This is a genomic window from Psychrobacter sp. W2-37-MNA-CIBAN-0211 (genome assembly GCF_040309405.1).
GTDB classification, from domain to species: Bacteria; Pseudomonadota; Gammaproteobacteria; order Pseudomonadales; family Moraxellaceae; genus Psychrobacter; species Psychrobacter glaciei.
This window is the reverse complement of record NZ_JBEOOU010000011.1, coordinates 34,633-49,584: the sequence shown is the minus strand read 5'-3', so window position 1 is coordinate 49,584 and position 14,952 is coordinate 34,633. Positions and strand designations below refer to the sequence as shown.

General features: G+C 44.0%; 12 protein-coding genes. 7 read left to right on the top strand and 5 right to left on the bottom strand.

Annotated features, from left to right (window positions below):
* Nucleotides 1-18: 18 nt before the first annotated feature.
* Together AAEY72_RS10615 and dnaQ are read right to left on the bottom strand one after the other, a co-directional pair.
* Nucleotides 19-1,701: a hypothetical protein gene (locus tag AAEY72_RS10615; RefSeq protein ID WP_352310502.1), complete on the bottom strand. Its 1,683-nt coding sequence runs from the start codon at nucleotides 1,699-1,701 to the stop codon at nucleotides 19-21.
* A gap of 148 nt (nucleotides 1,702-1,849) precedes the next feature.
* Complete coding sequence (gene dnaQ, locus AAEY72_RS10610; protein ID WP_352310501.1) at nucleotides 1,850-3,466, bottom strand: DNA polymerase III subunit epsilon; 1,617 nt, start codon at nucleotides 3,464-3,466, stop codon at nucleotides 1,850-1,852.
* Between the two features lie 394 nt (nucleotides 3,467-3,860).
* On the opposite strand from dnaQ, the gene AAEY72_RS10605 reads away from it, so the two are divergent.
* Together AAEY72_RS10605 and AAEY72_RS10600 are read left to right on the top strand one after the other, a co-directional pair.
* Nucleotides 3,861-4,415, top strand: a complete 555-nt coding sequence (locus AAEY72_RS10605; protein WP_352310500.1) for a hypothetical protein — start codon at nucleotides 3,861-3,863, stop codon at nucleotides 4,413-4,415.
* 81 nt (nucleotides 4,416-4,496) lie between these two features.
* Nucleotides 4,497-4,802 carry a hypothetical protein gene (locus AAEY72_RS10600; RefSeq protein WP_352310499.1) on the top strand — a complete coding sequence of 102 codons (306 nt, stop codon included), beginning with the start codon at nucleotides 4,497-4,499 and terminating at the stop codon, nucleotides 4,800-4,802.
* Between the two features lie 286 nt (nucleotides 4,803-5,088).
* Here AAEY72_RS10600 and AAEY72_RS10595 read toward each other — a convergent pair whose 3' ends face one another.
* Entirely contained in the window at nucleotides 5,089-5,565 is a 477-nt protein-coding gene (locus tag AAEY72_RS10595) for a YkvA family protein (RefSeq protein WP_352310498.1), read from the bottom strand.
* Between the two features lie 277 nt (nucleotides 5,566-5,842).
* Between AAEY72_RS10595 and AAEY72_RS10590 the strand changes: the two genes are divergently transcribed.
* On the top strand, nucleotides 5,843-7,060 hold the full coding sequence (locus AAEY72_RS10590) for an LD-carboxypeptidase (RefSeq protein ID WP_352310497.1): 1,218 nt from the start codon (nucleotides 5,843-5,845) through the stop codon (nucleotides 7,058-7,060).
* A gap of 221 nt (nucleotides 7,061-7,281) precedes the next feature.
* Here AAEY72_RS10590 and AAEY72_RS10585 read toward each other — a convergent pair whose 3' ends face one another.
* Entirely contained in the window at nucleotides 7,282-8,340 is a 1,059-nt protein-coding gene (locus AAEY72_RS10585; protein ID WP_352310496.1) for a GlxA family transcriptional regulator, read from the bottom strand.
* Nucleotides 8,341-8,539: 199 nt separating this feature from the next.
* Between AAEY72_RS10585 and AAEY72_RS10580 the strand changes: the two genes are divergently transcribed.
* The 4 genes from AAEY72_RS10580 (at nucleotide 8,540) to AAEY72_RS10565 (ending at nucleotide 13,306) form a co-directional block, all read left to right on the top strand.
* Nucleotides 8,540-10,345 (top strand): acyl-CoA dehydrogenase, encoded by a 1,806-nt coding sequence (locus tag AAEY72_RS10580; protein WP_352310495.1) that lies wholly within the window; start codon nucleotides 8,540-8,542, stop codon nucleotides 10,343-10,345.
* 221 nt (nucleotides 10,346-10,566) lie between these two features.
* Complete coding sequence (locus AAEY72_RS10575; protein ID WP_352310494.1) at nucleotides 10,567-11,574, top strand: NADP-dependent oxidoreductase; 1,008 nt, start codon at nucleotides 10,567-10,569, stop codon at nucleotides 11,572-11,574.
* 3 nt (nucleotides 11,575-11,577) lie between these two features.
* Nucleotides 11,578-12,372, top strand: a complete 795-nt coding sequence (locus AAEY72_RS10570) for an SDR family NAD(P)-dependent oxidoreductase (RefSeq protein ID WP_020443141.1) — start codon at nucleotides 11,578-11,580, stop codon at nucleotides 12,370-12,372.
* A gap of 172 nt (nucleotides 12,373-12,544) precedes the next feature.
* On the top strand, nucleotides 12,545-13,306 hold the full coding sequence (locus AAEY72_RS10565) for an SDR family oxidoreductase (RefSeq protein ID WP_502945367.1): 762 nt from the start codon (nucleotides 12,545-12,547) through the stop codon (nucleotides 13,304-13,306).
* 118 nt (nucleotides 13,307-13,424) lie between these two features.
* On the opposite strand, the gene AAEY72_RS10560 is transcribed toward AAEY72_RS10565, so the two are convergent.
* Nucleotides 13,425-14,684: an alkane 1-monooxygenase gene (locus tag AAEY72_RS10560; protein ID WP_352310493.1), complete on the bottom strand. Its 1,260-nt coding sequence runs from the start codon at nucleotides 14,682-14,684 to the stop codon at nucleotides 13,425-13,427.
* Nucleotides 14,685-14,952: the final 268 nt, after the last annotated feature.

Sequence of the window (14,952 nt, the reverse complement as noted above, 5' to 3'; positions counted from 1 at the left end):
CAGATACCGCTAAAATCATTAAGCGGCTAGTAATTGGCTTAAGCTTCGTTGACCAACATTAAGCGCTTGTTTACTCACTGGACGGTTGTGCTCAAAACCATCTAAATGATGATCAACAGCCATAATCACGTCAGCGATATAAGCTAAGGTGCTGTCGTCGATGCGATTGCCACTTTCGATACGTTGTTGTATATAGTTGGCCAATTGACTCAGCATACTGGCCGGTGTTAGCAGTTGTAAAAAGCGTACCGCGCCGGCTACTTGACGTAGCATCTCAGGTATGTTTTGAATGTTGAGCATATCGCGCTCAGGCTCAGATAAGTAATCGTTAATCGCTTGCTCGGCACTAGCAATGGCAGTACGGCTTTCTTGTATTAAAGTATCATAAGCTGTATTGAGCTGATGTAACGAGATATGGGGGTTATTGAGTGGCAAGTAGATCGCCCCTGGGGTATGCATCTCGGCCATGGCAATAGTAGCGTTTTCAGCATGCATCAATGCCAATAGTAGATAATCAAAATCTTCAGGTGAGGGTATGCGCCACTTGCTTACTGCGTCTGCTGCTGCACTCAGGCTGGTCGCCGCATTTGACAGTCCCAACAAGCGTAATGCTGAGCCCAGTACCGTCAACTGCTCGATAATTTGTGCTGTCTGCATATCAGCAGGATTGAGTGAATCACCGCGCGCGTAGCTATCGACATCTTCTTTAATCGTATTGATTTGCGTCTGAATAATAGCGTTCAATGTATCCGTTAGCGCACGATTAGGACCGAATAAAAAGCGCTTCATTTGCTCGCGCTGTGGGCCTTCTAATTGATTGACCGCATATTGTTCACGCAGCAGTTTTGCTGCTTCGTTATCGCGCTGACAGGCAAAACTGACCAAATCAGCAAAACGCGTGTCCATAATGGGTAGATAGCTTTGGAACTGCTGCTCTAGATAAATGAGCGTATGCTTTTGGCTGAGGTTAAGTGGCAAAATGGTCGCGAGATCAGTGACCGCAGCAGTAGCGGCTTGCCAAAATAGACTGTTGCTATGAGCGGCTATCAACGCACACGCAGCACTCATGGCATCTAGATTTTGTTGAGCATCTTGGCTCACTACGCCATCTTGATTGAGCAGTGCAATCCCAAGACCACTACGATAGGCATAGGTCAGCAGCTCACTGTCGAGATTAAGCTCGTGTAAGGGCTGAAAGTTCTTTTCAGGGTTGGCAATAATGACACTACTACTACCAAATGTCGCAAAATAGTCTGCTTCGATAGGCGCGAGCTGTCCATGAGCATTAAGCTTATTGATGATAGGTAATAGCAAAGTTGGCTCTACTGACTCAGTCAATAGCACAAATTCCACATAACGATCCAGAGTCATGATGGCTTCTGACAGATCCATAATCAACGCAGTATCGTTATTATCACCACTGTTATAAAGGCGCTGTAGACCATTGACGATGGCGGTATTTAACACTTCTGCACCAACCAAAGAAATCAACTCAAAAATACAAGACAGCTGCTTTAGCACAGTAATAGAGTCTAATAATAAAGGAGATTGACTATTGTCATCGTTAAATTCGCTCAGATGAATCTCAGTGTCTTTAAGGGTGACTATAATTTCATCATGCAACAGATGTAGCGATGGCAGATTAAAGTCAGTAACACTAAGCGTTGGGGCAGTTAATTTCATTTGTGCAGACTGGTTCATAGTTATTTTTCCATAACGTACTGATGAAAATAGCGATCATTTAGACGATGATTTAACAGGCGTTTATGAGTAACCGATAACGCTCATGATGATAATCAAAACTATACAGTATCCAAATGTCAGTATAAAAGGTTATTTTAATCACATGCTATATGTTGGCTTTTAATTCAGAATATTCTTCGGCTAACTCGCTATACCAACTCTGATTGGCTGTCTCATCAGTGGGTGATGCTAGTAATAAAGAGGCCAAGTTGGCAAAGTGAGCATGGGCTGTCTGTCCACCGTCTGCTTGAGAGTCTTCTTCGATAGCAAGGGTGACCTGTCCACCAGTCATCGCCAGATAGACTTCGGCTAAAATCTCGGAGTCCAATAATGCCCCATGGAATGTACGGTCTTGTTTACCGACATCTAAGCGGCGCACGAGGGCATCTAGGGTGTTTTTTTGCCCCGGATATTGTTGTTTGGCCATGACTAGCGAGTCAGTCACTTTTACCCGTTGTGCAAAGTCATTCATCCCAACTTTACCAAACTCCATGTTTAAGAAGTTCATATCAAAGGTGGCATTATGAGCGATGATTTCGGCACCATCCATAAAGTCGTAAAGCGACTGAGCGACTTGATCAAAGGTGGGTTTGTCGGTTAAAAATGCCTCAGAGATACCATGAATGCGAATCACTTCTTCATCCATGCCGCGCTGGGGATTGATATAAACGTGTAGCTTTTCGCCAGTGAATTTGCGCCCGATCATCTCGACAATACCGACTTCAATGACACGATCGCCTTTTTGCGGATCCAGCCCCGTGGTCTCGGTATCCATAATCAGCTGACGATCAGATTGGTGACGGTTTATTGGCTTGGGTAGCAATGGCTTAAAATATGGATTGGCACGGCTGGTGTCACCGTCAAATTTTGGCTCATCAGTCGGCGTGTCTGGATTGTCATTATTCATTATGGTGTCAGTCGTCATCGTCTGGGATTCTGGCATGTCTGTGGTACTCATTGGTTTACTAGCATTGTCATGGCTTTGTTCGTCTAATAGAGGGTTGTTGAATGGTTCATCATTGAGAACTTCTTCATCGAGGGCTTCTTCGTCAAGCTCGTCATCTATATCAAGACCTAACGGATCATATTTTAGCCAGTCATCATTACTAGAGGCGCTTTGATTAGAGATGCTTTGATTAGAGATGCTTTGCGATTTATTAGGCATTATTTGCTCTTTTTTTTTAGCCATTTCTTGCGCATCTCTTGCCGATAAATCTTCACTGCTGGACGTCACGCCTAGGTTCGCAAGCTCATCTGCTTTTTCATTGCCTGCATGTCCAGCGTGACCCTTCACCCAATGCCAGTCAACGTCGCGCTGTTGGCATAACGCGTCTAATTGTTGCCAAAGGTTTTGATTGGCAACAGGTTTTTTACTGGCTGTTTTCCACCCTCGTTTTTTCCAGCCTTCAATCCATTCAGTAATGCCTTTTTTGACATAGCTAGAGTCTGTCCAAATCTCGAGATTGTGCTCATGTGGACTATGGGTCAATGCTTGTATCGCACCCATTAACTCCATGCGATTATTGGTGGTTTCTTTCGTGCCGCCATATAAATCCTGCGTGTGCCCATCACTAAATATCAAGTGTGCGCCCCAACCACCAGCACCCGGGTTGCCCTTGCAGGCGCCGTCAGTGTAGGCCACCGTGGTATTTGTTTTGGCGGCCAACGGATCAATCGCGTGGTCTTTATGGCTATGTGGCGTAGAAGAGCGATTGTCTGACATAAAAAATGTATGACCTAATAAGTGATTAACGTAGGATAGAATTAAGCGGTTTTTCGAGCGCCATCAAAACAGTGGTGGCGCATCATTCAAATGCGTTTGAGTATAACAAATCTATCGTTGATATGGGCAATCGTAATGCACAAAATCGCAAAACCACATATCATAATAGTAAGCCTTTCGTTTTCTGTTAAAATAGGCAGAATTGCTGTAAGGAAACGAGCCTCTGACGGCATGAGTATCAGCCTACTAACATCCTAAAGTAGCGTGGATAGTTACTTGAAGGGCAGTTTCAATGGCTGCTTTTTCCTCATAATTTACGAACGGTACTGATTAACGACAGCTTTCTTCCTATCTTCCTAAAAGTTTTAATGCACGAATGCAGGATAACCCTATTATGTCCTTACGCTCAAACGTTTTTTATAAAAGATTAACGCTGTTGATGGTCAGTATCACTGCGAGTAGCGCGTTACTGTTGAGCGCTTGCAATGATACTAGCACCCAAGCCGATACCGACGTGGCTGAAGCAGCAGCAGACCTGTCTGTCTTTGAAGGGTGCTATACGGTCAGTCATGATGAGCCTGCGCAAATAAAAGTCAGTCAGCAGGGTGGCACATGGATGATGCAAATGAAAGAGCCGGCAAGTAGCGGGCGCGTCTGGGATGACGCCGAGCCGTTAGAAGTGCTTGAAAATAGCGAGATACCCACGTTTTTCTCTATAGATCCTGATAATGTTGACGCTGTCATTGGCCGTCCCGATAGAGTGCTGGTACTGGCTCATGTGAAGCCTGTCTATGCCAATATCGATCCGCTATTGGACAGTGAGTATTTGTCGTATATTTATCGCGGTGCCAATACTATCTATCGCGTAGAGTGTGATGACGTCAATACTGATATTTTAGCCAATCCGCATGCCAATATTATTATTGATAATGTCGGCACAGGCAGCTAAGCATACGTCATCGATTATAGACAATCTTTTGTTATAAGCAGTCTTTTCTCATAAGTAGTCAAGTCATTAGAGTCAGGTAATATGAATTTTTTTAGTTATGTGGTGTTGGGTGGGTTTTCTTATGCGGCTGGTTGGGCGATAAGAACCTATGTATTAAACAAAAAACCTGAACCTGAGCAGCCCTACAATCTTAAGCATCCAGCTATCTTGGCGTATTTGGGCGGGTTCTTTATTGTTATGCTGATTGTCTCATGGCTCATCGGTCGCTACGTGCTTGGACATAACGCTATCGATTTCCCGTTCATCATTATAAACAGCCTCGTTGCGACTTTTGTATATTCATTCGGTCTTAATCCCGAAAAAGCCCGTTATGATGTGCCGGATTGATAAAATTTTGAAAAAGTAAAATAGATAAAAATGTCGTTAACCTAGGGCGTGTCCTCATTTTAAAAATGGTCATAAAAATGAGATAAATTGCAGTCAAACGAGGAAGATAGCGCAAATAATATCGGGATATTGATCAGCTATTTGACGATGTTTGGCAAAAATTAGCCATTTTTAGCTCATTTAGATACAATCGCTTGAATTGAGGGCACGCCCCTAATACGAAGAAACGGTCAATGAATAGCTCATTGACCGTTTCTTTATTATTAATGTTAATTTAAAGCTATCATTACTTTTTGGACTCTTTATTTGTGGCTTTTTTTTCGGTGTCCTTAGTCTTATCTTCTAGCTTTTTATTGGTCGGCTTTGAGGCAGCGTCTTTATTAGACTTTTCATCTTTAGAGGCTGTTTGTTGATCTTTCCAAGTTTTGTACTTGTGTAAGTCCTTTTCCATGAGCTTAAGACAAAATTTCAGTACCAACGCATCATCGATTTGACCGATAAAGGGAATAAAATCCGGAATAATATCAATAGGATTTAGCACATAGAGCAGACCGACCACTCCCGCAGAAATGGTTTTGTAGGGAATGTTGCGATAGTTGCCTTGATAATAATCTTTAACTAAACTCATCAGCAGTAGCAAATCCTTGGTATAACGCTCAAGGCCGCGACCGTTTTCGAGCTGGTCATTTATTTTATCTTCTTTACCCAAGATGAGCTTAATGCTGTCTATCAGACTTTTATCATCTTTCTCTTTGTCAGCCATACTTATATTCCTTATTTTTTGTTAAAGACTATTGAACGCCCTTTACTATAACAAGAGTCGTCACTTCATCCAAATAAGGCTGTGAGTGATTCTGTAGCGTTTTGTTGACTATAGAAACGATAGATTGAGCTTAGCTTAACCTTCCTAAAACGCGATATTGTTCAAACCTGCGTTATAATCCAGTTTTATGAGATGTGATAAAAACAAATATTTAACGTGTGCTAAATAAGTATCCTTGTTAAACAAGCATTAACTGAATAGTACAAAAGGTAAAATAATGACCAAGATATCTTCTGGACTTAATCGTCGCCAATTTTTATGTCAAGTCGGAATCAGCGCAGGGGCAGGGCTGTTAGCGACCCAAAGCATCACTCAAGCGCTGGCGGCTAATACTACTGAGCAAGATAACAGCACGCACCTGACCAAAGATGACCTGCCAACGGCGTTGACACCGCAACAAGCAGCGCCCGAAACATTGCAGGCGCAAACGAGTTGTATCACGCCAAATATTGAGACACGGCTTTTTGCCAGCTCCAATGTCGGTGGTAGTGACGAGCGTAATGAATTGGCATTAGACCGCTTGGCTTGTGCAGGTTTTAAAGTCGATAATCCTACGATTACCACTCGGCAGTATTTGCGCTTTGCAGGTACCGATTCGCAGCGCGCGAGTGATTTGCAAAATATCGCTACGGGTGCGATCAAAGCGCCAAAGCTGCTACTTGGTGTACGCGGTGGCTATGGTGCTGTGCGTCTATTGCCAATGGTGGATTGGTCAACGCTAGGACGCATTATGAAGGAGCGCGGCACGATACTCGCAGGCTTTAGTGATGTGACCGCTATTCAGTGCGCATTGCTGGCAAAGGGTGATATGAGTTCGCTTGCGGCACCGATGCTTTATAGTGAGTTTGGCAAAACCAAACCCGACCAAGTCAGCTGTCGACAATTTGCGGAAGCATTAACCAATCCAAATCTGGCTATCAACATACCAGACGCCTCTTTAACCAGTCCGAATTTACCGAGTATCTTGGCAAGCTCTGAGCCAAAAACGATAACAGGCACTATTTGGGGTGGCAATTTGAGTGTCGTATCAGCGCTGGCAGGCAGTGAGTATGTGCCACGAATTGCTGACGGGATTGTATTTTTAGAAGATGTCGGCGAGCAAGCCTATCGTATTGAGCGCATGCTATATGATTTGTATTTAGCAGGCGTATTTAAAGATCAGCAAGCCATCGTGTTTGGCGCGCTATCGGGTAGCGGTGAGGATAGCTATGACAAGCGTTATGATGTCGCCACCGTAATTCGTCAATTGCATAAGCTGACAGGATTGCCGATTTATAGCGGCATGCGCTTTGGTCATATTGGTCAGAAACACAGCTTTCCACTTGGGGCGACGTGCCAGCTTAGCGCCAATACAGTCAGTGGCTATCAGTTGGTATTTAGCGATTATCCCACTATTAAGTCGGACGCCATTCATGTCGAAGGCTTGTGGCAATAAAATTTAGGTCTATAGTCGAATCTAAATAAATCAGATACGTAACTATCAAGTCGCTCAATGAAAAGTTGTTTTTCTTACGTGCTGTGCCTACGCCGACAGATGCTGCGAAAAACAACTTTTCGTCTCGCTGTATCGTTTTTATATCGAATTAATTATATAAAATTGTTGCTGTAATAAATTTGTTGCAGCAACGTATTACTTCTAAAAAATCTACTATAAAGTTAAATCGCCAAGCGTGAAAATTTATCCTGATATTCTTTCGGGGTCAGTTCAGTAGCGCGTTTAAAAAGCCTAGTGAATGAGGAAATATCATCGTAACCAACTTGCTCCGCTAACGATTTTATCGTCACATCGCCCAATTCCAGTAAGCGCTTTGCCTGCTCAATTCTCACCGCTTGAATATACTCAATCGGGCGCATCGCAACGCAAGATTGAAAGCGTCTATTTAACGTGCGTGGGGTAATATTTACCATGGCTGCCAAATTGCTCACCTGCATAGATTGCTTGAAGTTTTCCTCGATAAACTCTTGTACTTGCTTAACGAGCTGATCTGAATGTGGTTTATGCAATGTCACATTGGTATAGCTGTTTTGATTGCCTCTTTTACTATCAATAATCTGGGTTTTTGCCACTTGGGTAGAAATCTCACGCCCGCAGTACCGCTCAATTAATAGCAATCCCAAGTCATAAAAGGCGCTACCACCTGCCGCACAAAATATATTGCCTGATTGGTGTGCTGAATCACTTTTTGATTGGCTTTTTGGCTGGCTGTTTGATGGATTCTTTGATTGAGTGACAAATTGATTCTCTTGCAAATCAACCAGTGGAAAATCTGCCTTAAACTTACTGGCATAGCCCCAATGGGTGGTTGCTACTTTGCCATCGAGCAAGCCTGCTTTTGCTAAGAAGAAAGCCCCGCTACAATTACTAGCGATATCCGCCTTGGTATTCGCCAGTCGCTTGATGTGTGGAATTAAATCGCTATTTTGGCTCAGTACTTTATCGATTGAATCGCCAATGGTTGGAATTAATAGTAAGTCGCACTCTGTGATTTCCTGAATATCGCAATGCGCTCGCATAATCAAACGGTTGCTGCATCTGATATCCGCGCCACCTAAGCTTGCAATCTGCACGTCAAACCTTGGTTCTACTGCCTCATCCAAAAACCGTTGCCAGCTGACGCCAGTAAATGAAAATAAATCTAGCGCCCCAGCAAGCACACTGCTGAGCACGCCATCGAAGCCAACGATAATCACTTTAAACGGTTTGAAGTAGGGCAAAATTTGGCTTCCTTTAAGTATATGCAAATTTATGGCTGATATTCACCAGCTGCACGATACGTAATTTGAAATTCACTCACTATAGGTTAAAGAGTATGTCTTGTTTGACCATAATTATGTCATAAATGACAATACGGCAAGGCGTTAAATTAGATTAATATCAATGAATCACCAAATTTAATGAGTTAACGAGAATACTATGGCAGCAGATACGCTTATCAACGACTTTGAATTACCGTTTCAACTATATGATGTATTGGGCGCTGAGCATTTAACCGAGCATCCGAAGTTTGCAGAACACAGCCGCGAAACCTTCGATGCAGTATTGGACACCGCCAATAAAATCGCGACCAATTTATTCTTGCCCCATAACCATGTGGCAGATAAAAACGAGCCACAGTTCGATGGCAAAAAAGTCAGCATGATAAGTGACGTAAAAGTCGCCTTTGATGCGTTTCGTGAGTCGGGCTTCATCGCTGGTCGTTATAGCTTTGACGATGGCGGCATGCAATTACCCGAAACGGTTATGACCGCAGTGGCAGGCTATTTTATGGCGGCCAACCCATCAACGACGGCTTATCCATTTTTGACCACGGCGGCGATTAATGTCATCTCACATTTCGCCAGTGATGAGATTAAAAATGCCTTTATGCCGCGTATGCTAACGGGTGAATTTACCGGCACGATGGCATTAACTGAGCCACATGCTGGCTCATCGCTTGCCGATATCAAAACTACCGCCGTTAAACAAGACGACGGCAGCTATCGCGTAAAAGGGAGCAAGATTTATATCTCAGCAGGCGATCACGAATTGTCTGACAATATCGTGCATTTGGTCTTAGCCAAAGTGCCGGGCGGTCCTGGTGGTGTCAAAGGTATTTCTTTATTTGCCGTGCCTAAGTATCGTCTGAATGAGGATGCATCGGTTGGCGAGCATAATGACGTCCATTTAACGGGTCTTATTCATAAGTTGGGCTATCGAGGCGCGACTTCTACCGCATTAAGCTTTGGCGATGCAGGCGAGTGCTATGGCTATCTTATCGGCGAAGAGCATTTTGGTCTGCGTTATATGTTTAAGATGATGAATGAAGCGCGCATCGCGGTCGGCTTTGGCGCCGCGATGATTGGCTATCGTGGTTATCAATATTCGCTCGATTATGCCAAAGACAGAACACAGGGCAGAATTGCACCAAACAATAAACCCGAAGATGCAGCAACAGCGATTATCCAGCATGGCGATGTGAAGCGTATGCTGTTGGCGCAAAAAGCCTATAGCGAGGGCGGCATATCACTGTGTTTATATGGCTCAAACCTGATTGACCGTATCAATACTTGTGAAGATGCAACACTAAAAGCTGAGCTATCAGAACTGCTGGATTTATTAACCCCAGTATTAAAAGCATGGCCCTCTGAGTATGGTCCTAAAGCCAATGATTTAGGCATTCAAGTATTGGGCGGTGCAGGCTATACGCGTGAGTATCAAGCCGAGCAGTTTTGGCGTGACAATCGTCTTAATCCCATTCATGAAGGCACAAATGGTGTGCAAGCGTTAGATTTGTCATTCCGTAAGTTATGGCAAAACAAGGGTCTTGGTATTCAAATTCTAAAACGTGAAATCACTCAAGACTTAGAAAGCATCACCACACCAGAAACCGCCAAACTTGCCGGTAAGTTGATGCCTTATATGGGTCATCTGCATGAAGTATTGGTGCATTTAAGTAAAATCCTGCAAACGGAAAAAGCACTAACGCTGACTGGCAACGCACAAGCACTAATGAATATTTTTGCCTCTATCGTGGTCAGCTGGATTTGGATTCGCCAAGCCAGTAAAGCTGAGCAATTGCTAAGCGAGACAACAGATATTGAAAAGCAGAATTTCTATCATGGCAAATTACAAGCAGCCAAATACTTTATCGATTGGGAGTTGCCGTTAATCAATCGCGATATCGAGCTGTTAAATAACGACAATGCGGTATGTACCAATATGCAAGTAGAATGGTTTTAAGTGACTGTTTGGAATGTTTTCAACATAAGAACATGCCTGAATAATACGACCAATGTGATGCTGGGATGAATTTTTCGAAGCCTCTGGAGTGCAAAGCGCACAGCAAGCGAGAAAAATTTATCCCAGAAGAACGCTTTTTAATATATTTGTCTTATTTTGAATAAACTCTTTTTAAGCAAACGATACCAATGGCTTTTTATAAAAATTTAAAGGAATAAATAATGACAACAATGAATAAGCAGTGGCGTTTAAAAGAAAGACCTGTTGGCGCACCGAGTGCGGAGACTTGGGATTATACCGAGACAGAAATACCGACTATTACCGATGGTCAGTTGCTGATAAAAATTGAATATATCTCGATGGATCCAGCGATGCGTGGCTGGCTAAATGATGCCAAATCTTATATCGAGCCGGTACAAATTGGTGATGTCATGCGTGCGGGTACCGTGGGCGAAGTGATTGAAAGTAAGCATGAGAAGTTTGCCGTCGGCGATTATGTCTGTGGTCATAATGGCGTGCAGTCGTATGCGGTCAGTGATGGTACTGGGTTATACAAAGTCGACCCAAACCTTGCACCCTTATCTTATTACTTAGGCGTGCTCGGTATGCCGGGTATGACTGGTTACTTTGGCTTATTAAAAACAGGTGAGCCAAAAGCTGGCGAGACAGTCGTTGTTTCTGGTGCTGCGGGTGCGGTTGGTGGTTTGGTAGGACAAATTGCCAAACTAAAAGGCTGCCGTGTCGTTGGTATCGCAGGCGGTGCTGAGAAATGTAAATTCTTAGTCGATGAGTTGGGTTTTGATGCTGCAGTAGATTATAAAAATGAGGATGTCAAAAAAGGCTTAAAGCAAGCCTGTCCAAACGGCGTCGATGTCTTCTTTGACAACGTAGGCGGCGATATCTTAAATGACGTCCTTACCCAAATTAATCTGCGCGCGCGTATCGTGATTTGCGGTGCGATTAGCCAATATAACAACACCACAGCGGTAAAAGGGCCGTCAAACTATCTGTCATTATTGGTCAATCGTGCCCGTATGGAAGGCATCGTGGTCTTTGATAATATCAAAGAATATCCAATCGCGATGAAAGAGATTGCTGGCTGGATTCAGTCAGGTGATATGAAAGTAAAAGACCATATCGTTGAAGGTATCGAGACGTTCCCTGATACTTTGATGATGCTCTTTAACGGTGAAAACTTCGGCAAACTGGTACTTAAGGTAGAGGGATAAATCATGACACTGAATACAAATGGAATTGCATCAGACGTAGCCAGTAACGTTTCTGGTAAACGTATTTTAATCACGGGCGGTGCGTCTGGCATTGGTGCGGCAAGTGCGTTATTGTTAGCCAGTCGCGGTGCGAAAGTCGTGATCGGTGATATGGCCGAAGAGATGGGCGCAGCCGTTGCCAAGCAAGGTCAAGATGCGGGCAATAGTATCGTCTTTAAAAAAGTTGATGTGACGAGTGGCGACGAAGTGCGCGCATTATTTACCTTTGCCATGGAAACGCTGGGTGGTCTTGATGTGGTGGTAAATAATGCGGGCATCGACCATCAGCCTGCACCGATGCATGAGCTAAGCGATGAGGACTTTGACCGTAATATTGCCGTTAATCTAAAAGGCGTCTGGCATTGCATGCGTGCTGCTGTTACTTGTATGGCAGCCAATGGCGGCGGTCACGTGATTAATGTCGCCTCTATCGCAGGGCTGCGTTCTGCACCATTACTGTCAGCGTATAGCGCCGCGAAGCATGGCGTGATGGGACTGACCAAGTCTGCTGCTCATGAATATGCGCGCGTCAATATTCGTTTTAACGCCGTTTGTCCAAGCTTTATTGATACCCCTATGGTGCAAAATACCATGGCGAAGATGGGCGAGCGCGCGCAAAAAGCAACAATTAATGCCAGCCCGCTACGCCGTTTAGGGACAGTTGATGAAGTATCCGGCGCGATTGCATGGCTTGCGAGCGATGAAAGCAGCTTTATGAATGGTCATGCGTTTACCCTTGATGGTGGCATGTTGGCTTAATAGTCAAATAACTGCTAAATCATTACGGTGTTAGCCTCGCTCGATGTACTATGCGTACTATCTACGCTCGGCTGCCTTGTCATGGATTTGCAGTTTTTCGACTATAATTTATTAAGTATTTACGATAAAAAATTGAAAGCTGAATAGCTAATTCAAAATATAAGGAATAATAATGAAAGATTTATTTGATTTAACAGGCAAGATTGCTTTGGTCACAGGTGCTAGTCGCGGTATTGGCGAATCTATCGCCCGTCTATTGGCATCAAGAGGCGCACACGTCATTGTCTCTAGCCGTAAGATTGATGCTTGCCAAGCAGTCGCCGATAGCATTGTCGCTGATGGTCACAAAGCCAGTGCCTTTGCGTGCCATGTCGGAAATATGGATCAGATTGATGCGATTTTTGAGCACATCAAAAGTGAGTTCGGTCAAATCGATATATTGGTCAATAATGCCGCTGCCAACCCTTACTACGGGCATATCTTAGATACGGACTTAGCCGCTTTTGATAAGACCGTTGAAGTCAACATTCGTGGTTATTTCTTTATGTCGACGGCGGCGGGCAAGATGATGCGCGAGCATGGCGGTGGGGTGATTTTAAATACCGCCTCGGTCAATGGCTTGGTCGCGGGTGACAAGCAAGGCATCTATTCAATTACTAAAGCTGCTGTCATTAGCATGACCAAATCTTTTGCCAAAGAATGTGGCCCATTAAACATTCGTGTTAATGCGCTGCTGCCTGGTTTAACCGATACTAAGTTTGCCTCAGCATTGACCACCAATGATAAAGTCTTAAAAATGGCGCTCCATGCGATTCCATTAGGACGCGTGGCTAATCCTGACGAGATGGCTGGCACGGTATTGTACTTAGTCTCTGACGCGTCAAGTTATACCACGGGCGCAACGATAGTCGTTGATGGCGGCATGTTGGCTTAATCCGTTTATCACTATCGCTATATTTTTATAATAAAAAACACGTTACTCAATAACGTGTTTTTTTATGTCTCAACGTTCATTACTTTTAGTTCACTACTTTTAGCTCATTGCTCTAAATTTATCTACTCGCACATTTTGATGTGAGGCGATTTAATCGCTGTAAGCCTTTTTCAATGATATTCGTCGTCCGCTGCATTAATGGACTTAATGGTTTGGGGTGCATATTAATTTTACTCATATCGTTATCATAATGTGCTCTGACACGCTTATTCATAATAGCAAACCACAATGGCGGGATATAGGCAGGCATAATCATCGTGGCATAGCCTATCGGCAGTTGCGGTGCTTCCTCAAAATGTCTGAGCAATTGATAAGCGCGGCTTGGATGCGCGTGGTGATCAGAGTGGCGTTGCAATTGATACAAAAACAAATTGGTCACGGTGTGATTGCTGTTCCAGCTGTGCTCCGGTTGCGTACGCTCAAATTGCCCGTTGTCGTCTTGTTCTCTGAGCAGACCGTAGTGCTCTAGATAATTAACTACTTCTAACAGACTAAAGCCATATACTGCCTGCAACCCAATAAAGGGTAGAATCTTTTTGCCAAAAGCCTGATAAAGAGTGGCATAAAGTAACGCCGACATCGCCCAACCTTGCAACAACTCGTTGTCTTTGTTCCAAAAGCCTTTATGTCGACGGGCGAGCCGCTCAGTTTCAATGTTTACAGCGGAACGTAGACCACCAAACACTGTGCGCGGCAAAAACTGCCAAAAGCTCTCGTTGTACTTGCTACTGGCTGGATCATTTGGGGTCGCCACCCAGCGGTGATGACCGAAATTATGCTCGATGGCGAAATGTCCATAAGCCGCTGGCGCAAGGCTGATGCGCGCCAAAGTACGGTTTAGGTGGTCAGACTTATGGCCAAGTTCATGCGCGGTATTAATCGCAATACCACTGCCGACTCCTGCCGTCAATGCCACTCCTAAACGATTATACCAAGGCAAATCTCGCTGACTATACTGATAGGCCAGCAGACCAAAAGCCATATATTGTAGCGGTATAAAAGCATGAGCAATCCACTTATAATAGGGGTCTTGGGCAAGCGCTTGCATAGCGCTATCAGGTGGGTTGCTATCATCTCGACCGACCAACACATCCGCCAGTGGAATGATACCGTGGATCAAGATAGTGCCTCCCCAAGCCAGCGCTGTATTTTTGAGCTCGAAGCCCTTTTGATCTCGTAATCCTAACGCGAACAAGCAGCCTAATAGAGGCAGTGATGGACTACACAGCCAAAACCGCCTTTTTGGGTCGCGCCATGGTGAGTTATCCATTGCATCTTGAATGATGGCATGTTCTTTAGCGCTTAATGTCTTAGTCATTATACGGTCCTTGTATAGTCAGTCCTCTGTAAATCAGATATGGTGTCAGACTTACCTAGCCTATTATTTATCGTGATTTTACGCGGTGCTTGATAGCTACTTTCCTTGATAGCCACCTTTAACGATTTCGTTTATGTATTATCAATCAAGATTCTGATCATTTATTATGATCTTTGATAGCATTTAAAACGGCGTTGATTGACAAAAAAATCTCACTTTGCGTCCAAAAATGCAAATATATTCAGATTTAATTGTCGGACTTCGTTAT